Here is a 17,164-nt window from a genome sequence, read left to right as displayed (position 1 = left end):
CCGCCGCGGTTCCGGACAGGACGTCCGGCGAAGGGCCGGCGATTGTTGCGCGCGGGCCCTCGGCAGGGCGGGGACGGGCGGCCTAGGCTGGTCGCGTCCGTCCGGCACAGTCGGTGACATCATGATCACGAAATCGGCGGGACCGCCGTGAGCCACGACTTCACTCATCGCGTGCTGCCCTACGACAGGGTGGACGACTTCCTCGGCGGCGCCGTGCCGTTCCTGCGCGACGGCGTCGACGCGGGCGACCGCGTCCTCGCCGTGTGCGGCCCCGCACGGGAGGCGCTGCTGCGCGACGCCCTCGGCGGCGCCGCCGGCGCGGTGCGGTTCACCGACGCCGCCGCCTGGTACGGCCACCCCTCCCGCACCCTCGCCGACTGCCTGGCCGACGCCGACGAGTGCGTCCGGCAGGGCCGCCGGCTGCGCCTGCTCGGCGAGCCGGCGTGGGCGTCCCGGTCGCCGCTGGAGGTCGTCGAATGGCAGCGGGCCGAGGCGCTGCTGAACGTCGCGTTCCGGGGCACCGGCGCGGCCGTCCTGTGCTCGTACGCGACCTCGCTGCCCGCCGCCGTCGTCGCGGCGGGCCGCAAGACCCACCCCGAGACCGTGCGCGGCACCCGGGCCGTCGCCAACCCCGGCTTCGTCGACCCGTGGACGTTCTGCGCCCGCTGCGACGCCGAGCCGCTGCCCCCGCCGCCGCCCGGCGCCGCCGCGCTGCCGCTCGACGAACGCGCCGACCTGTACTGGCTGCGCGCCTGGGTCGCCGACTGCGCCCGGCGGACGCCGCTGCCCGAGGAGGGCCTGCAGCGCCTGCTGGTCGCGGCCACCGAGGTCGTCACCAACGCGCTCCGGCACGGCGAGCCGCCCGTCGCGCTGCGGATGTGGACGGACGCCCCGGACGGCGTCCCGTCCCTCGTCTGCGAGGTCACCGACGGGGGGCGGTGGCCGCCCGGCACCGGCTACGGGCTGCTCCCGCCGCGCCCGCCGGACGGCGCCTCGTCCGGCGGACGGTTCGGGCTGTGGGCCGTGCGGCTGCTGTGCAGCACCGTCCAGATCCGGACGGGCGGGACGGGCGGCAAGGGCACCACCGTCCGGCTGCGGCTCGCCCTGCCCGGCCCCGACCGGGCCCGCATCGACGGAGGGTGAGGAAGTACACGCGTCGGGCTTCCAAAACCTCGCGGGCGGCGTACCCTGAACGAATCCGCCTAGAACCCGATGGGCAGGCCATGGAAGCACCCTGGTTCGCCAAGCGCCCCGTCAGCGCCGTCCGGCCCGGAGACCACGGCTGGCTGGCCTACAACAGTCCGGAGGAGCGCGACCGGGTCATCGGGCCCTTCGTCCGGGAGGGCCTGGAGACCGAAGAGAAGGTCGTGTACGTCACCGACCTCCCCGCCGAGCGCCTGCCCGGCCTCGGCCCCGGGATCGACCTCGACGAGTGCCTCAGATCGGGCCACCTGCGGGTCATCAGCCGGCTGGACGCCTGCCTCGACCGCAGCGGCGCCTTCGTCCCGGCCATGATGCTCGACACGATCGGGCGCGAGGTCGGCGAGGCGTTCGGCCAGGGGTTCCGCGCGGTCCGCATCACCACCGACTACAGCTGGCTGCTGCGGGAGCCCGGCACCGACCTCGGCCGGATGCTGGGCTGCGAGCACCGGGTCGACGACGCCGTCTCGCCGAGCACCATGGCGATGGCGATCTGCCAGATCGACCGGCGCGCGTGCCCGCCCGACCAGCTCATCGCACTCCGCGACACACACGAGGTCCTGGTGGAAGTGAACCCCGAATTCGACGACGGGATCCTGAAGATCGTGCGCACGTTCGAGCCGGCCGGCCTGCGGATCGAGGGCGAGCTGGACGCCGCCCGGCACACCGTGGTCGCCGAGACGCTCGCGCGGGTGGTCGCGCAGCGCGGCAGCGTCCACCTCGACCTGTCCCGGCTCGGCTTCATCGACCTCGGCGGGCTCAACCTGCTGGCGCGGCACGCCACCCGGCTGCCCGCCGAAGGCTCGCTCGTCCTCGACCATCTCCGGCCCAGCGTGCAGAGCGTCATCGACACGGTCGGCTGGCACCGGCTGCCGGGCCTCGCCCCCGGCGCGGAACTGGGCTTCCAGGAGAGGGGAGGCATGGCCTGATGGCACTGGAGCACAAGGCGTTCATGTACGCCGGCGCCGACGACTTCCTGTCGGTCGCGGCGCCGTTCCTGAGGTCCGGCCTCGAACGGGGCCAGACCGTCATCGCGGTGGCGTGCGAAACCAACCTGGCCGCGCTGCGCGACACGCTCGGCGAAGCGGGGATCCGCTACGTCGACTCCGCGACCTTCTACGAGCATCCCGTCCGTACCCTGCGCGACTACCAGCAGATCGTGAAGGACAGCGCCCCGCGCACGGTGTGCGCGCTCGCCGAACCGGTCTGGCAGGGGTGGGACGAGCGGCAGGTCCTGGAGTGGGTCCGGTACGAGTCCCTCATCAACGTCGTGTTCCGGGACTCCGAGGCCCGCGCGCTGTGCCCGTACGACACCGCGACGCTGCCGCCCCGCGTCCTCGCGGAGGCCCGGCGCACCCATCCGCTGCTCCTCGCCCCCGGCCACGACGGCGCGAACGACGAGTACATCGACCCGGTGACCTTCGGCTCCGGCTGCGACCGCGGGCTGCGCTTCGACCGTCCGGGCGACGCCGGCTACCTCCCCATCGACGGCGCCGACCTGCACTCCCTGCGCGGCTTCGTCGCCGAGCGGGCGCACCGGCACGGCCTCGCCGAGCAGCCCGCGCAGAACCTCGTCACCGCCGTGAACGAGGTCGCGGCGAACGCGCTGCAGCACGGCACCCCGCCGATCGGCCTCTGGACCTGGCAGGACGGCGCCGACCTCGTCTGCGAGGTCGGCGACCACGGGTTCTGGCGGCCCGGCCCGCTGACCGGCTTCATCCCACCGGACTCGGCCCTGCAGAGCGGCTTCGGCCTCTGGACCGTCCGCCTCCTGGTCGACCTCATGGAACTGCGCGCCGGCTGGGACGGCACCTTCGTCCGCCTCCGCAAGAGCCGCTAGCCCGAAGCGCCGGACGGCGCCGCCGTGGGAATGCTCGTGGGGATCGGCGGTGAATACTCCGGGGGACGCGACCAGGGCGGGCGTCGCGATGCCCGGCACCGGCACCGGCACCGGCACCGGCGCGACGGGCGTCGCGGGGCGGCGCCAGGGGCCGGGGGCGGCTCCCGGTCCCGCAACCCCGGCCAGACGAGGACTCTCGCGGGACGTCAGGAGCGGCCGGCCGCCGCCAGCGCGTCCGGGATGAGGGCGGCGAGATCGCGGAAGGCCTTGCCGCGGTGGCTGATCGCGTCCTTCTCGGCGGCGGACAGCTCCGCGGTCGTGCGGGTCTCCCCGTCCGGGACGAAGACCGGGTCGTAGCCGAAGCCGCCCGTGCCGCGCGGCTCGCGGATCACGGTGCCGCGCATGCGGCCCTCGACCGCGTGCTCGGGGCCGTCCGGGGTGCTGAGGACGGCGGCGCACACGAAGGCTCCGGCGCGGTCGGGGCCGGCGACGTCGGAGAGCTGGTCGAGGAGGAGCTGGAGGTTCGCGGCGTCGCGGTCGCCGGTGGCGGCGCCGAAGCGGCCCGACCAGCGGGCGGACAGCACGCCCGGCATGCCGTTCAGCGCGTCCACGCACAGGCCGGAGTCGTCGGCGACGGCGGGCAGGCCGGTGAACGCGGCGATCGCGCGGGCCTTCAGGAACGCGTTGCCCTCGAAGGTCAGCTCGGTCTCGGCGACGTCGGGCGCGCCCGGGAACTCGTCCAGGCCCACGACGTCGAGGCCGCCGAGGATGCGGCGGAGTTCGGCGACCTTGCCCTGGTTGTGGGTGGCGAGGACGATCCGTGTCATCGGCCGAGGGCCTCCTGCTGGAGGCGGGTGAGGTCGGCGCAGCCGCCGGCGGCGAGGTCGAGCAGCTCGTCCAGCTCGGCGCGGTCGAAGGGGGCGCCCTCGGCGGTGCCCTGCACCTCGACGAACCGGCCGTCGCCGGTGCAGACGACGTTCATGTCGGTGCCGGCGGCGGAGTCCTCCTCGTAGCAGAGGTCGAGGCGGGCCTCGCCGTCCACGACGCCGACGCTGACCGCCGACACCGTGGTGATCAGCGGGTCGCCCCTGAGCAGCTTGCGCTCCCCCATCCAGCCCACCGCGTCGGCGAGCGCGACGTACGCGCCGGTGATCGCGGCGGTGCGGGTGCCGCCGTCGGCCTGCAGCACGTCGCAGTCGAGCTGGACGGTGTTCTCGCCGAGCGCCTTGAGGTCGAGGCACGCCCGGATCGAGCGTCCGATGAGCCGGGAGATCTCGTGGGTGCGCCCGCCGACGCGGCCCTTGACGGCCTCGCGGTCGTTGCGGGTGTTGGTGGCGCGGGGCAGCATCGCGTACTCGGCGGTGACCCAGCCGAGGCCGCTGTCGCGGCGCCAGCGGGGCACCGAGGTCTGCACGGACGCCGCGCACAGCACGCGGGTCCGGCCGAACTCGACGAGCACCGAGCCCTCGGCGTGGTCGAGCCATCCGCGCTGGATCCGGACGGGGCGGAGCTGGTCTGAAGCGCGATCATCGGGGCGGGCCATGCGTCCAACCCTAGCGGCCGGGCACCGTGAGACCCGACTTACCCGCGGTTGACACCCGGCCCCCGATGGGGTGCTCTGGGACGAGACCTCCCCACGCTGATGGAGCGGCCGCGAGCATGCCAGTAGAGATCGAACGCAAATTCCTCCTCGGCAAAGCGCCCGACTGGTCGCACCCCGCGCTGCGCGACGCCGACGTGATCGACTACGAGCAGGTGTACCTGAAGGTCGAGGGGCCCGAGCAGGTCCGGATCCGCCGCGGTTCCCGGGCGGGCCGCACCGCCTACCATCTGGCCCGGCTGCACCGGCTGGCCGACGGCGTGCGCGAGGTCGAGGAACGCGAACTGGGCAGGGACGAGTACGAGACGCTCCGCCGCGACCGCGACACGCGCCGCGAGATCATCGCCAAGGTGCGGTACTGCTTCGACTGGCAGGGCCAGTTCTTCGAGCTGGACGATATCCACCGGCCCGCCACCCGCGCCTGCCACCTGCTGGAACTCCAGGTGGAGAGCCTGGAGCAGAGCTTCACCCTGCCGGACTTCCTCGTCATCGACCGCGAGGTCACCACGGACCGGGCCTTCTCCAACGCGATGATCGCGCTCGGCTGACACCGCGGCCTCGTCCCCCTGGAGGCTTCATGACCCGCGACGAGCTGTCGGCACGGCTCGCGGAGAGTCTCGGCCCGCCCGCCGCGCGCACCGGGGACCGGCTGCACGCCACGCTGCTGCCGTTCACCGCCCCGGTGGCCGCCCGCGACCTGCTGTGCGGGACGCTGCGGGACGAGCGGTGGCTCGACGCCGTGCAGGCCGGGTCCTACCGGCACCCGAACGGCTTCGACAAGATCGTCCTGATGGCGTCCTCCGGGTACCAGCTCCGCCTGCACGTCTGGCGCGAGAACGCGCCGGAGGGCGCGGTGGAGAACATCCACAACCACCGCTGGGACTTCTCGTCCGCGGTCGTCCTCGGCGGTTACCGGTTCCAGGAGTTCACCCCGGCGCCGGCCGGGCGCACCTTCCACGCCTACCGCTACGCGTCCGAGCGCGGCGCCGCCGCGTACTCGCTGGAGGCGCTCGGCAGGCGGAGCCTCGCCCGGTCCTTCGACGTGCATCTGTCGACGGGCACGTCCTACACGCTCACCGCCGACGTCCTGCACCGCGTGTCGAACCCGCCCGGGCGGCTCACCATGAGCCTGGTCCTCCAGGGGCCGCACCGCCCGGACGCCGCCGTTCTGGTCTTCGCGGAGGAGCGGCTGGCGTCCGACCGGCAGCTGGCCCGCGCCGGGTATTCGCGGTCGACCCTGCGGCTGCTGCTGGAGGCTCTCGTCGACGAGCTGGCGGCCCCGCCGCCGTCCTAGCCGGCCGGGCTAGGACGCGCCCAGCGGCGCCCTGGCGAAGCCCAGCAGTTCGTGCGCCAGGTCCGCGCTGCGCGCGGCGACGAACGACACCGGCCTGCCGTACATCGAGCCGTGCGCCGTGAGCGGGGCGCCCGAGAGGTCCAGGACGAGCCCGCCCGCCGCGCTGACCAGCAGCATCCCGCCTCCGACGTCGAGCAGCCCGCCCTCGTGGCAGATCATGCCGTCCAACTGCCCCGTCGAGATCAGCGCGAGGTCCAGCGCCGGCGCCCACATCGACAGGATCCGCTTGCACCTGCCGCCGAGTGTGTGCTGCATCCGCTCGGCCCAGACCCGTCCGGCGCTCGAGTAGTTCGTCACCAGCGAGACCGTGGACCGGCGCAGCGGGACAGGGGGTGGGGCGGGAGCGGGGGCGGGGACGGGCGCCTCCGCCGCGACGAACTCGCGGCCGAGCAGCGGATCGACGACGAGCGCCAGGACCGGGCGCTCCCACTGGAAGAGCGTGATCGCCACCGCGCAGTGGGCGACGCCGTAGCCGAAGTTGTTGGTCCCGTCCAGCGGGTCGACCACCCAGACGAACTCGGTGCCCGGCCATTCCCGGGCGGGCCCCTCCTCCGCGAGGATGCCGTGGCCGGGGAACTCCGCGCCGAGCGTGGCGACGATCCGCCGCTGCGCCTCGACGTCCGCCGGCAGCTGGACGTCGTGGTCCCCCCGGTAGCGCTTCTCCGCCGGGCAGCCGAACTGCGCCCGGAGGTGCTCCGCCGCGGCGCGCGCGGAGCCGAGCGCGATCGCCGCCTCACGTCCCCAGTCGCTCGTCCGGAACCGTTCGCCCTCGGACACGATCACCCATCCCCTGTACGCCGTTCGGTGCGTCTGCTCCGCCAGACCCGATACTCCTCCCCGACGACGTTCGGCGCCACGGCCACGAGCAGCGTGACCGCGAGTGTCGCGAGCCATGCCCACGCCCGGTCGGCCTTCGAAGAGGTCAGCAGGTCGTCGAAGACGTCCAGCCGGTCCAGCGTGATGAGCGCCACGACGACGGTCAGCGCCGACAGCCACGCCGTCTGCGCCGCGCTCCGCCGGTTCCGGGCGGGCGCCCGGCCCGGCCCGGTCAACGCCCCTTCCGCGCAGCTCTCCAGGGCGGCGCGCTCCATGGACCGGTACGACTCCATGACGGCCGGCTCGACGTCGCGCCCCGCGGTGTCCATGACCGAGCGGAGTGCGTAGAGCGCGTCGTGCGTCGCCCACATGACCCGCGAGCCGGGGGTCAGCGAGCACCGCCAGGCGCCCTCGGGGTCCTGCAGCCGGAGGAGCTTGTCCGTCCCGGTGAGGAGGACGGGATCGCTGAGGTCCGCGCCGGCCGCCGCAAGCGCCGCCAGCGCCCAGGGCGTGGCGAAGTGCCGGAAGTCCAGCCGGGCGGACGTCCGCGGATCGATCAGCGAGTTGTGCGCCGTGCCCTCCCACGGCTCGTCCTTGCCCGGCTCGAACGACGCGCGCAGGTAGGCGACCGCCCGCTGGACGGCCGGGTCGTTCCGCGCGACGCCGGCGGTGAGGAGCGCGACGACCGTGTAGGCGGTGTAGGCGGCCGACGACTGCTGCGTGCGGCCGGCGGCCGGCGGCACCGCGCCCCAGCCGCCGTCATCGTGCTGCGCGGCCCGCAGCCAGGCGACGCCCTTCGCCGCGTCGCTGCGCCCGAAGCGGGCGAGCACGCGGACGGCGCACGTGGTCGGGAACACCTGGAGGTCGGGCGCGCCGCCGTCCACCGGCGCCGCCGACGGCCACCCGCCGTCCTGCTGGAGTGCCCCGAGCCAGCCGAGGCCCGCGGCGACGACCGTGTCGGACTCGGATCTCCCGATGCTGTGCAGGGCCCACAGGACGGCGCAGGTGCTCTCGGTGATGGACCGGTCGGAGTGGGAGCCGATGAGGGATTTGCGGACCTGCCATCCGCCGTCGGCGTTCTGCATGCCCTCCAGGGACTGCACCGGCTTGCTCAGCTGGTCGCCGGTGACGCCGGCGTGGACGTGCGCGAGGATTCCCTCGGCGGTGGAGAGCAGCCCGAGGGAATGCCCGTCCATGTACAGGTTCCAGCCCCAGCGGCCGTCCTCGATCGAGCGGTGGTTCTCCAGGTAGAGCAGCGACTTGTCGACGGCCTCCCGCATCCGCCGCGGCAGTTCCCGCGCGACGATGGACGCGCGATACCAGCTGAGCGCGGTCGTGAACAGCTCGGCGCGCTCGACGTCGCCGCTGCGGGCGGCGAGATCGGCCATCGAGAGGATGCGGCTCCGCGTGCCCGCGCCCGCGAACTCCTGCGGGCCGCGCGCCACCGCGCAGACCGTCAGGCGCGGGGGGCGCGCTCCCGGTTCGGCTCTGAGCAGCCCGAGGTAGTCGACGTCGAGGCCGAACCGGTCCCGCGCGGCCCGCTCGATCAGCGGCCCGAGTCCCGCCCCGCCGGCGTCGCCGCGGGCGGCCCGGTCCACCGGCAGCCGAAGCGGCGTGATGGCCGCGCCGTCCGCCCGGACGACGAAACCGTCCCTGCTCTCGGCGTAGAGGACCAGTTCCAGAGACGTGCCCCGGTCCGTCGGACGCCTGGACCGATCCTCTGTGCGGTATGCCCCGTCCTCCACGCCCACTCCCGCGCTCCGGCCCGCGCGCACGAAGGGCGTGCGCCTGACTTGTCCGCAGTCATGCTTTCACGCGACGAAATACCGGACTGCGTGATCCTGCACAGTCAGGGCAAATGGTCAGAGGTCGTAGACGGCGCCGACCTCGGCGAGTTCGATGGGGCCGCGGAAGCCGCTGCCCTTCGCCTCGGCGAGCGTCTGGGATGGGTCGTTCCAAGGCAGCAGATGGGTGAGGACGAGCCGGCCGACCTCCGCACGCTCCGCGTGCTCGCCCGCCTCGCGGCCCGTCAGGTGCATGTCCGGCGGCAGTTCGGGCCGGTCGGCGAACGCCGCCTCGCACAGGAACAGGTCGGAGCCCCTGGCCAGCCGCACCAGGGCGTCGCTGTGCCCGGTGTCGCCGGAATAGGTGAGGACGCCGCCGCCGTGCTCGACGCGCAGCGCGTACGCCTCGACCGGGTGGTTCACCAACGTCGTGGTCACCGTGAACGGGCCGATGCTCATCGGCCCCGGCTCCAGCGTCCGGAAGTCGAAGGTGTCGGCCATCTCCGGATTCGGGGCCAGCTCGTACGCCTTGACCATGTGTTCGGCGGTGCCGTGGGGGCCGTACACCGGGATGCGGGGCGCCGGCCCCCCGGGACAGTACGTCCGCGCGATCCAGTAGACCGTGAGGTCGAGGCAGTGGTCGGGATGGAGGTGCGAGATGCAGATGGCGTCGATGTCGAGCACGCCGTGGAAGCGCTGGAGGCTGCCGATCGCGCCGTTGCCGATGTCGAGCAGCATGGAGAAGCCGTCCGCCTCGACCAGATAGCTGGACGCGGGGCTGTCCGGCCCTGGAAAGCTGCCGGCGCAGCCGATCACTGTGACCCGCACGCTCACTCCTCCTCTTTGAATCCCCGAGGAATCAGGTGGTCAATGCTTTGTCCGACACGACCTCGGCCGGCGTGGTCTCCACCGCGCCGATCTCCGGGCCGAGGAAGCGGCGGCCCAGCTCGGCGAACACGGCGGGGTCCCCGGTGGCGCGGAACCGGTGCCGCGGCCGGGGCGTCGCCTCGGCGCGGGCCAGCCCCCGATCGTGCAGCACTCGGTACATGTCCTTGGCGGTCTCGTCGGCACTTGACACCAGTGTGACCCCGTCTCCCACGACATACGAGATGACGCCCGTCAAAAGGGGGTAGTGGGTGCAGCCGAGGATGAGGGTGTCGCAGCCGGCGTCCACGATCGGGCGCAGGTAGCGGCGGGCCTCGTCCAGCAGGTCCGCGCCCGCCGTCACGCCCGCCTCGACGAACTCGACGAAGCGCGGGCAGGCGGCGCTGACGAGTTCGATGTGCGGGGCCGCGGCGAACGCGTCCTCGTAGGCGCGGCTGGTCACGGTCGCCTGCGTGGCGATCAGCCCGACCCGCCCGTTGGACGTGGCGCGGGCGGCCCGCCGGGTGGCGGGGTTGATGACCTCGACGACGGGGACGTCGTAGCGTTCGCGGGCGTCGCGCAGCATCGCCGAGCTGGCGCTGTTGCAGGCGATCACCAGCATCTTCACGCCCTCGTCGACGAGCCGGTCCAGCATGTCGAGGGCGAAGGCGCGGACCTCGGCGATCGGACGCGGCCCGTACGGCTGGCGGGCGGAGTCGCCGAGGTAGACGATCGGCTCGTTCGGGAGCTGGTCGAGGATGGCGCGGGCCACCGTCAGCCCACCGAATCCGCTGTCGAAGATCCCGATGGGAGCGTCTGGGAGGCCGTCCCCCCGGGATGGATCTGACATGGTGCACAAGGCTAAGCGACAGGGCCCCGCGCGGGCGCGTCATGCGTCGGACATCACACCGTAACGCGCCGGAAAATCGGCCTGGTCACACGCCCGGCGCGCGATCCTCTAGTCCGGTGTCAAGAAACGCCGAGGTTCTTCTGGGGGTGTGGGGGTCATCCCCCACAATGAGGCGCCGAGGTTCTTTTGGGGGTGTGGGGGTCATCCCCCACAATGAGGCGCCGAGGTTCTTTTGGGGGTGTGGGGGTCATCCCCCACAATGAGGCGCCGAGGTTCTTTTGGGGGTGTGGGGGTCATCCCCCACCATGAGACGCCGAGGTTCTTTTGGGGCGTTCAGCGGGTGAGGGGGACTCGGGCTATCTGGCGGCTCTGGGCGACGAGCCGGCCGGTGGTGTCCCACACCTCGACCTCCTCGTCGAACCAGCCGTCCGAGAGGAGCCGCCCGGTGCCGTGGACGGCGAGCCAGCCGGGCGCGGGGAGGGCCCGCAGGTGCCAGGTCAGCTCGACGGTGGGCGCCCAGCCCTGCGCGCCGAGGTTCAGCGCGACGGGCGGCAGCGCGTCCACGGCGAGGGCGAGGGAGTAGGCGTCGATCGCGTAGCCGTCGGCGTGCCGGAACCAGGCGCGGATCTCGGGGCTGCCGCTCGGCTGCCCGTCGAGCCAGCCCATCGTGGTGCGGTCGAAGCGCATGTCGACCGTTTCGGCGAAGCCGCCGCCGCCCGTCGGCGGCCGGAAGTCGGTGCACTCCGCCAGCGGCGGGACGGGGACGGGCGGCTCCGCCCCGGCGTAGGCGGGCTCGGCGGCGGCGTCGAGCGTGCCGGTGGTGATCAGCGCGTCCACGACGGTCCGGCCGTCCTGGACGAGGGAGACGAGCGCCGAGGCGGCCGTGCGGCCCTCCTTGCGGGGCTCGACGATCACCTGGGCGGGGCCGGCCTTGGCGACGCGGTGGAAGTTGGTCGCGGTCGAGATCGGGTGCGCGTGCGGGGACGCGTCCACGGCGGCGCGGCCGAGCACGGCCATCGTGTAGCCGCCGTTGATCGCCTCGCCGATCGCGTAGCCCGCGTCCAGGACGGCCTCGTACCGCCCCTCGCCGACCCGCTCGACGGCGGTCGCCTCGCCGAACCCGCTCATCCGCACACTCCCACGTCGCCGACGTCCCCGGTTCTAGAATCACGTTCGAGAACAAACTCTACCGCGCCGGGCAGAACGCACCACCGCCCGCGCCGCCCCCTCGTTGACCTGCGGCGTGTTGTTGTTATGACGGGCCGGATAACAACAACACGCCGCAGGTCAACGCGGTGCGGGAGAGCGTCAGGCCCAGAGCTGGCCTTCGAGGCGGGCCTCGGCCTCCTCCAGCGTGCCGCCGTAGGCGCCGGTGGACAGGTACTTCCAGCCGCCGTCCGCGACGACGAACGCGATGTCGGCGCGCTCGCCGGCCTTCACCGCCTTCTTCGCCATGCCGATCGCCGCGTGCAGCGCGCCGCCGGTCGAGATGCCCGCGAAGATGCCCTCCTGCTCCAGCAGCTCGCGGGTGCGGCGCAGCGCGTCCCCCGAGGTGACGGAGAACCGGGTGGTCAGCACCGTGTCGTCGTACAGCTCGGGGATGAAGCCCTCGTCGATGTTGCGCAGCCCGTACACGAGGTCGCCGTACCGGGGCTCCGCCGCGACGATCTTCACGTCCGGCACCCGCTCGCGCAGGAACCGGCCGACGCCCATCAGCGTGCCCGTGGTGCCGAGCCCGGCGACGAAGTGCGTGACCGTCGGCAGGTCCGCCAGGATCTCCGGGCCGGTCGTCTCGTAGTGCGCGAGCGCGTTGGCCTCGTTGCCGTACTGGTAGAGCATCACCCAGTCGGGGTGCTCGGCCGCCAGCCCCTTCGCCACCCGGACGGCCTCGTTCGAGCCGCCCGCCGCCGGCGACGAGATGATCTCCGCGCCCCACATCTCCAGCAGCTGGCGGCGCTCGGCGGAGGTGTTCTCCGGCATCACGCACACCATCCGGTAGCCGCGCAGCTTGGCGACCATCGCGAGGGAGATGCCGGTGTTGCCGGACGTCGGCTCCAGGATCGTGCAGCCGGGCGTCAGCAGCCCCTCCTTCTCCGCCTTCTCGATCATGTAGAAGGCGGGACGGTCCTTCACCGAGCCGGTGGGGTTGCGGTCCTCCAGCTTGGCCCAGATCCGGACGTCCTCGCTCGGCGACAGCCGCGGCAGGCCGACCAGCGGCGTGCGGCCGAGCGAGTCCAGTAGCGAGTCGAATCGCATGCGATGCCCGTCCGGCCCGGCTCAGCCGCCGGCCACGGCGGGCAGGATGGTGACGTTGTCGCCGTCGGCGACCTGCGTCTCCAGCCCGGAGAGGAAGCGCACGTCCTCGTCGTTCAGGTAGACGTTGACGAACTTGCGCAGGCCCTTGTCGTCCACCAGCCGGTCGCGCAGACCGGCGTGGCGGGCGTCCAGGTCGGTGAACAGTTCGTCGAGCGTGCCGCCCTTGCCCTCGACGGCCTTCGCGCCGTCGGTCAGATTGCGCAGGATCGTCGGGATCCGGACCTCGATCGCCATCGCGGTGATCTCCTTCTACGTCGTACGGGTCTCCCCGCCCTCTGCGTCACAACCGGGCGGGCAGCGGGATGATTCCAGGCGTGATCAGCGCGTCAGCGACAGTCGTAGACGACCTCGGCGCGCGAGTGCCCGAACAGGAAGCTCTGCACGGGTGGCACGGCCGCGGACCCGGCACGGCGCCGAGCGCCGCCCGTCTCGTGCCCGCTCGTCCACATGTCGACCAGTTTACCGGCCGCGACCATCCCGATCCGCTCCGGTTCTAGGCGCTGTACGCGTCCACGACGGTGACCTCTTCTTCGGTCACTACACCGTCCACTATCCGGTAGGACCGGAACTCGGTGTCGTCGTCCTCGCGGGTCGACACCAGCACGTAGTGGGCGTTCGGCTCGGAGGCGTAGGAGATGTCCGTGCGGGACGGGTACGCCTCCGTCGCGGTGTGCGAGTGGTAGATCACCACCGGCTCCTCGTCCCGGTCGTCCATCTCCCGCCACACCTTCAACTGCTCATGGGAGTCGAACCGGTAGAAGGTCGGGGACCGCTCCGCGTTCTCCATCGCGACGTACCGGACGGGACGGTCCGAACCGATCCGGCCGGCGATGACGCCGCACGCCTCGTCCGGGTGGTCGGCGCGAGCGTGCGCGATGATCTTCTCCACGAGGGCGCGCTCGATCGTCAGCATGGCCCGAGCCTATGGCAACCGCCGCCGGCGCCCGCCGACCGCACCGGCTACCAGAGGACGCGGACGAGGTTCTCCTGGAGCATCGTCAGCCAGTCGTAGGCCGCGAACAGCGGGGCGCGGGGGTCGCGGGGGTCCATGGCCTCGGCCTCCTCGTACCACTCCTCGGTGATGTCGAGCCGGGTGCCGAGCGCCAGCCGGACGTCGTTCAGCGCCCGCAGCCACGCCTGCGCCTGCTTCTCGTCCAGGACGGCGTCGGTGCCGCGCTCGCCCAGCGCGCCGAGGACCGTCCCCGCGGCCTCGCGCTTGCCGTCGCGCAGGCCCATCTCGGTGTAGCGGCGGAACTCCCCGGCGGCCTCGCCGTCGTCGCGGTAGGCGTCCGGGAACAGCCGCGCGAGGACGGGGTCGTCCGGCGTCACGGCGTTCTCGGAGATGCCCATCGCGGCCAGCTCGCCGTCCCCGCCGGGCGCGTCGCCGATCAGCGCGAGCAGCTGCTCCATCAGGGCGCGCAGCAGCGCGGTCTCCTCGGACTCCAGGCGCACCCGGATGCCCTCGGCCGTCTTCTCCATGTCGGTCATCGGCTCAGTCGTCCCGTTTCACGGTCGCCCACAGCCCGTAGGAGTGCAGGATCTCCACGTCCCGTTCCATCTCCTCGCGGGTGCCGTTGGCCACGACCGCGCGTCCCTTGTGGTGCACGTCGAGCATCAGCTTCTCGGCCTTGGTCTTCGGGTAGCCGAACACGGCCTGGAACACGTACGTGACGTACGACATCAGGTTGATCGGGTCGTTCCAGACGATCGCCAGCCAGGGCCGGTCGGCGCTCACGTCCTCCTCGGCCTCCGGCCTTTCCAGCTCGACCGGTGCGGGCGCCGTGCTCATGGCGCTCATCTGCCCGGACCGCCCCCTCTCTCTGCGCGCGCTGTCGGTCCGCCCACCGCACCCGATGCTATGCGCCGCTCCCCCGCCGGGTGCGCGGGCCCGCACCTCCATGGTGCCCACAGTCGGGCTTAAGGTTCCACTTGTGGACCATGGTGACGGCACCGCCCTGCTGACCGACCAGTACGAGCTGACCATGCTGCAGGCCGCGCTGCGCAGCGGGACCGCCGACCGCCGCGCGGTCTTCGAGGTGTTCGCGCGGAGCCTGCCCGCCGGGCGCCGCTACGGGGTCGTCGCGGGGACCGGGCGGCTGCTGGACGCGATCGAGGCGTTCCGCTTCGAGCCCGCCGAGCTGGACTTCCTCGCGTCCAACGGCATCGTCGACGAACCCACGGTGCGCTGGCTGGAGAAGTACCGCTTCACCGGGGACGTCCGGGGCTACGCCGAGGGCGACTGCTACTTCCCGGAATCGCCGATCCTGGTGGTCGAGGGGACGTTCGGCGAGGCCGTCCTGCTGGAGACGCTGGCGCTGTCGATCCTGAACCACGACTGCGCGATCGCGTCCGCCGCGTCCCGGATGGTGCAGGCCGCGCAGGGCCGCCCGATCATCGAGATGGGGTCGCGGCGCACCCACGAGCGCGCCGCCGTCGCCGCCGCCCGCGCCGCCTACATCGCCGGGTTCACCACCACGTCCAACCTGGAGGCGGGGCGGCTGTACGGCGTCCCGACCGCCGGGACGAGCGCGCACTCCTTCACCCTCCTGCACGACGGCGAGCGGCACGCGTTCGAGGCGCAGCTCGCCTCGCTCGGCGACGGGACCACGCTCCTCGTCGACACCTACGACGTCGAGCGGGCCGTCCGGACGGCGGTGGAGCTCGCCGGGCCGTCCCTCGGCGCCGTCCGGATCGACAGCGGCGACCTCGGCGTCGTGGCCCGCCTCGTCCGCGAGCAGCTCGACTCCCTCGGCGCGCACGACACCCGCATCGTGGTGACCGGCGATCTCGACGAGTTCGGCATCGCCGCCCTGGCCGCCGCCCCCGTCGACGGCTACGGCGTCGGGACGTCCCTGGTCACCGGCTCGGGCGCGCCCACCGCGTCGCTCGTCTACAAGCTCGTCGCCCGCTCCGACGGCCCCGGCGACGACGCCCCCATGCGGCCGGTCGCGAAGCGCTCGACGGGCAAGCCGAGCCGGGGCGGGCGCAAGGCGGCCGTCCGCCGCATCGACGCCCACGGCACCGCCTACGCCGAGACGATCTCCACCGGCGAACCGGCGCCGGGCCGCCGGGACCGCCTCCTGCACGTGCCCCTCGTCCGGAACGGAGACGTCGTCGGGCGCGAAACCCTCCAGTCGGCCAGGGAGCGCCACGCGCGGTCCGTCGCCGAGCTGCCCGCGACGGCGATCCAGCTCTCCAAGGGCGAGCCCGCCGTGCCCACCGAACTCGTCGAAGGCGGCCCACGCCCATAACGCCGTATCCGCACGGGCCTGGGGTACGGTCAAGGGTGATCCGGCGGGGCAACCGGGACAGGGAGCGATCGTGGGCAAGAAGGCTCTGATCATCGTTGACGTGCAGAACGACTTCTGCGAGGGCGGCTCGCTCGCCGTCGGCGGCGGCGCCGACGTGGCCACCGCCATCTCCGCGCACGTCGCCGGGCACCGGCCCGAGTACGCGCACATCGTCGCGACCCGCGACTTCCACCTCGACCCCGGCGCCCACTTCTCCGCCGAACCCGACTTCGTCGACACGTGGCCGCCGCACTGCGTGATCGGCACCCCCGGCGCCGACTTCCACCCCAACCTCGCCCTCGCCCCCATCGAGGCCGTCTTCAGCAAGGGCCGCGAGACGGCCGCCTACAGCGGCTTCGAGGGCTTCTCCGACGACGAGACCCCGCTCGCCGACTGGCTCGCCGCCCGCGGCGTCGACACCGTGGACATCACCGGCATCGCCACCGACCACTGCGTCCGCGCCACCGCCGTGGACGCCGTCCGCGCGGGCCTGCGCACGACCGTCCTGCTCGGCCTCACCGCCGGCGTCGGCAAGGCGACGGTCGACCGCGCCCTCGACGAACTGCGCGCGGAGGGCGTCGCCCTGACCGGCGCCCCGGTGGTGAGCGCCTGACCATGACGCCTCCCCCCAAGGTCATCGTCATCGCCGGCGTGTCCGGCAGCGGCAAGACCACCATCGGCACCCTGCTCGCCGAACGGCTCGGCTGGGACTACGCCGAGGCCGACTCGTTCCACTCCGAGGCCAACATCGCGAAGATGCGCGCCGGGCACCCGCTGACCGACGCCGACCGCCTCCCCTGGCTCCGCGCCATCTCCGCCTGGATCGCCGAGCGCCTCGCCACCGGACGTCCCGGCGTCGTCACCTGCTCCGCCCTCAAGCGCAGGTACCGCGACCTGCTGGCCGGCGGCAACCCCGAGGTCGCGATGGTCCTCCTGGACGGCGACCACGACCTCATCGAGGCCCGCATAAAAGCCCGCAAGGGCCACTACTTCAAGGCGTCCCTCCTCGACACCCAGTTCGCCGACCTGGAGCTCCCGTCCCCTGACGAGGACGTCCTCCTCGCCCCGGTCAACGTCAGCCCCGAGGAAACCGTCGTCTACATCCTCACGGCCCTGAGCCCGGACGCCGCCGCCCGCTGACTGGGCCCCCTTCCATCCGGGCTCGGGCGGCGGGCGCGGCGGCGATCTCGGCACTGCCCGCACGCCTGTGGCCGCGCGGCCCTCCTCGCCCGCCTTCGCTCGGGGCCGGG

General features: G+C 73.0%; 20 protein-coding genes. 8 read left to right on the top strand and 12 right to left on the bottom strand.

Features of this window, described 5'->3' with window-relative positions:
• Positions 1-171: 171 nt before the first annotated feature.
• The 3 genes from ACA511_RS09760 (at position 172) to ACA511_RS09750 (ending at position 3,040) form a co-directional block, all read left to right on the top strand.
• Positions 172-1,143 carry an anti-sigma factor RsbA family regulatory protein gene (locus ACA511_RS09760; protein ID WP_375023748.1) on the top strand — a complete coding sequence of 324 codons (972 nt, stop codon included), beginning with the start codon at positions 172-174 and terminating at the stop codon, positions 1,141-1,143.
• An 80-nt stretch (positions 1,144-1,223) separates the two neighbouring features.
• Positions 1,224-2,129 (top strand): MEDS domain-containing protein, encoded by a 906-nt coding sequence (locus tag ACA511_RS09755; RefSeq protein ID WP_375023747.1) that lies wholly within the window; start codon positions 1,224-1,226, stop codon positions 2,127-2,129.
• Positions 2,129-3,040: an anti-sigma factor RsbA family regulatory protein gene (locus tag ACA511_RS09750; RefSeq protein ID WP_375023746.1), complete on the top strand. Its 912-nt coding sequence runs from the start codon at positions 2,129-2,131 to the stop codon at positions 3,038-3,040. The genes ACA511_RS09755 and ACA511_RS09750 overlap by 1 nt, the downstream gene beginning before the upstream one ends.
• Positions 3,041-3,246: 206 nt before the next feature.
• Here the strand turns inward: ACA511_RS09750 and rdgB are convergent, their stop codons facing one another.
• Together rdgB and rph are read right to left on the bottom strand one after the other, a co-directional pair.
• Complete coding sequence (rdgB, locus tag ACA511_RS09745) at positions 3,247-3,867, bottom strand: RdgB/HAM1 family non-canonical purine NTP pyrophosphatase (protein ID WP_375023745.1); 621 nt, start codon at positions 3,865-3,867, stop codon at positions 3,247-3,249.
• The gene (rph, locus tag ACA511_RS09740; RefSeq protein WP_375023744.1) at positions 3,864-4,583 is read right to left on the bottom strand and encodes a ribonuclease PH; all 720 of its coding nucleotides are present in this window, start codon (positions 4,581-4,583) and stop codon (positions 3,864-3,866) included. The genes rdgB and rph overlap by 4 nt, the downstream gene beginning before the upstream one ends.
• Positions 4,584-4,699: 116 nt before the next feature.
• Between rph and ACA511_RS09735 the strand changes: the two genes are divergently transcribed.
• Positions 4,700-5,188 (top strand): hypothetical protein, encoded by a 489-nt coding sequence (locus ACA511_RS09735; protein ID WP_375023743.1) that lies wholly within the window; start codon positions 4,700-4,702, stop codon positions 5,186-5,188.
• Between the two features lie 29 nt (positions 5,189-5,217).
• Positions 5,218-5,934 (top strand): hypothetical protein, encoded by a 717-nt coding sequence (locus ACA511_RS09730; RefSeq protein WP_375023742.1) that lies wholly within the window; start codon positions 5,218-5,220, stop codon positions 5,932-5,934.
• A 9-nt stretch (positions 5,935-5,943) separates the two neighbouring features.
• Here the strand turns inward: ACA511_RS09730 and ACA511_RS09725 are convergent, their stop codons facing one another.
• From ACA511_RS09725 to clpS, 10 genes are all read right to left on the bottom strand, one after another.
• Positions 5,944-6,771 carry an inositol monophosphatase family protein gene (locus tag ACA511_RS09725; protein ID WP_375023741.1) on the bottom strand — a complete coding sequence of 276 codons (828 nt, stop codon included), beginning with the start codon at positions 6,769-6,771 and terminating at the stop codon, positions 5,944-5,946.
• Between the two features lie 2 nt (positions 6,772-6,773).
• Positions 6,774-8,555, bottom strand: a complete 1,782-nt coding sequence (locus ACA511_RS09720; RefSeq protein ID WP_375023740.1) for a prenyltransferase/squalene oxidase repeat-containing protein — start codon at positions 8,553-8,555, stop codon at positions 6,774-6,776.
• A gap of 117 nt (positions 8,556-8,672) precedes the next feature.
• Positions 8,673-9,422, bottom strand: a complete 750-nt coding sequence (locus ACA511_RS09715; RefSeq protein ID WP_375023739.1) for an MBL fold metallo-hydrolase — start codon at positions 9,420-9,422, stop codon at positions 8,673-8,675.
• Between the two features lie 31 nt (positions 9,423-9,453).
• Positions 9,454-10,308: a glutamate racemase gene (murI, locus tag ACA511_RS09710; RefSeq protein WP_375023738.1), complete on the bottom strand. Its 855-nt coding sequence runs from the start codon at positions 10,306-10,308 to the stop codon at positions 9,454-9,456.
• Between the two features lie 333 nt (positions 10,309-10,641).
• Complete coding sequence (locus ACA511_RS09705; RefSeq protein ID WP_375023737.1) at positions 10,642-11,436, bottom strand: thioesterase family protein; 795 nt, start codon at positions 11,434-11,436, stop codon at positions 10,642-10,644.
• A 180-nt stretch (positions 11,437-11,616) separates the two neighbouring features.
• Positions 11,617-12,564 carry a PLP-dependent cysteine synthase family protein gene (locus tag ACA511_RS09700; RefSeq protein ID WP_375023736.1) on the bottom strand — a complete coding sequence of 316 codons (948 nt, stop codon included), beginning with the start codon at positions 12,562-12,564 and terminating at the stop codon, positions 11,617-11,619.
• A gap of 21 nt (positions 12,565-12,585) precedes the next feature.
• On the bottom strand, positions 12,586-12,858 hold the full coding sequence (locus tag ACA511_RS09695; RefSeq protein ID WP_375023735.1) for a MoaD/ThiS family protein: 273 nt from the start codon (positions 12,856-12,858) through the stop codon (positions 12,586-12,588).
• A 259-nt stretch (positions 12,859-13,117) separates the two neighbouring features.
• A complete protein-coding gene (locus ACA511_RS09690) occupies positions 13,118-13,537 on the bottom strand; it encodes a Mov34/MPN/PAD-1 family protein (RefSeq protein ID WP_375023734.1) in 420 nt (139 codons plus the stop codon).
• A gap of 47 nt (positions 13,538-13,584) precedes the next feature.
• A complete protein-coding gene (locus tag ACA511_RS09685) occupies positions 13,585-14,112 on the bottom strand; it encodes a DUF2017 domain-containing protein (protein ID WP_375023733.1) in 528 nt (175 codons plus the stop codon).
• A 4-nt stretch (positions 14,113-14,116) separates the two neighbouring features.
• Positions 14,117-14,413, bottom strand: coding sequence for an ATP-dependent Clp protease adapter ClpS (gene clpS, locus ACA511_RS09680; protein ID WP_375023732.1), 297 nt, complete (start codon positions 14,411-14,413; stop codon positions 14,117-14,119).
• Between the two features lie 109 nt (positions 14,414-14,522).
• Here clpS and ACA511_RS09675 point away from each other — a divergent pair, with 109 nt between their 5' ends.
• The 3 genes from ACA511_RS09675 to ACA511_RS09665 all read left to right on the top strand — a co-directional run bounded on the left by ACA511_RS09675 (position 14,523) and on the right by ACA511_RS09665 (position 17,054).
• Positions 14,523-15,875 carry a nicotinate phosphoribosyltransferase gene (locus tag ACA511_RS09675; protein ID WP_375023731.1) on the top strand — a complete coding sequence of 451 codons (1,353 nt, stop codon included), beginning with the start codon at positions 14,523-14,525 and terminating at the stop codon, positions 15,873-15,875.
• Between the two features lie 70 nt (positions 15,876-15,945).
• Positions 15,946-16,527: an isochorismatase family protein gene (locus ACA511_RS09670; RefSeq protein WP_375023730.1), complete on the top strand. Its 582-nt coding sequence runs from the start codon at positions 15,946-15,948 to the stop codon at positions 16,525-16,527.
• A 2-nt stretch (positions 16,528-16,529) separates the two neighbouring features.
• Complete coding sequence (locus ACA511_RS09665) at positions 16,530-17,054, top strand: gluconokinase (RefSeq protein WP_375023729.1); 525 nt, start codon at positions 16,530-16,532, stop codon at positions 17,052-17,054.
• The last annotated feature ends 110 nt before the right edge of the window (positions 17,055-17,164 follow it).

The organism is Actinomadura sp. GTD37, assembly GCF_041951365.1.
GTDB lineage: Bacteria > Actinomycetota > Actinomycetes > Streptosporangiales > Streptosporangiaceae > Spirillospora.
The sequence above is the reverse complement of the archived record's forward strand: the minus strand, read 5'-3'. Positions and strand labels throughout refer to the sequence as shown.

Bases quoted from the DNA above. Each gene is read 5' to 3' on its own strand.
- ACA511_RS09755 (WP_375023747.1), top strand. From the start codon at position 1,224: ATGGAAGCACCCTGGTTCGCCAAGCGCCCCGTCAGCGCCGTCCGGCCC.
- ACA511_RS09750 (WP_375023746.1), top strand. From the start codon at position 2,129: ATGGCACTGGAGCACAAGGCGTTCATGTACGCCGGCGCCGACGACTTC.
- rdgB (WP_375023745.1), bottom strand. From the start codon at position 3,867: ATGACACGGATCGTCCTCGCCACCCACAACCAGGGCAAGGTCGCCGAA.
- rph (WP_375023744.1), bottom strand. From the start codon at position 4,583: ATGGCCCGCCCCGATGATCGCGCTTCAGACCAGCTCCGCCCCGTCCGG.
- ACA511_RS09735 (WP_375023743.1), top strand. From the start codon at position 4,700: ATGCCAGTAGAGATCGAACGCAAATTCCTCCTCGGCAAAGCGCCCGAC.
- ACA511_RS09730 (WP_375023742.1), top strand. From the start codon at position 5,218: ATGACCCGCGACGAGCTGTCGGCACGGCTCGCGGAGAGTCTCGGCCCG.
- murI (WP_375023738.1), bottom strand. From the start codon at position 10,308: ATGTCAGATCCATCCCGGGGGGACGGCCTCCCAGACGCTCCCATCGGG.
- ACA511_RS09705 (WP_375023737.1), bottom strand. From the start codon at position 11,436: ATGAGCGGGTTCGGCGAGGCGACCGCCGTCGAGCGGGTCGGCGAGGGG.
- ACA511_RS09700 (WP_375023736.1), bottom strand. From the start codon at position 12,564: ATGCGATTCGACTCGCTACTGGACTCGCTCGGCCGCACGCCGCTGGTC.
- ACA511_RS09695 (WP_375023735.1), bottom strand. From the start codon at position 12,858: ATGGCGATCGAGGTCCGGATCCCGACGATCCTGCGCAATCTGACCGAC.
- ACA511_RS09690 (WP_375023734.1), bottom strand. From the start codon at position 13,537: ATGCTGACGATCGAGCGCGCCCTCGTGGAGAAGATCATCGCGCACGCT.
- ACA511_RS09685 (WP_375023733.1), bottom strand. From the start codon at position 14,112: ATGACCGACATGGAGAAGACGGCCGAGGGCATCCGGGTGCGCCTGGAG.
- clpS (WP_375023732.1), bottom strand. From the start codon at position 14,413: ATGAGCACGGCGCCCGCACCGGTCGAGCTGGAAAGGCCGGAGGCCGAG.
- ACA511_RS09675 (WP_375023731.1), top strand. From the start codon at position 14,523: ATGGTGCCCACAGTCGGGCTTAAGGTTCCACTTGTGGACCATGGTGAC.
- ACA511_RS09665 (WP_375023729.1), top strand. From the start codon at position 16,530: ATGACGCCTCCCCCCAAGGTCATCGTCATCGCCGGCGTGTCCGGCAGC.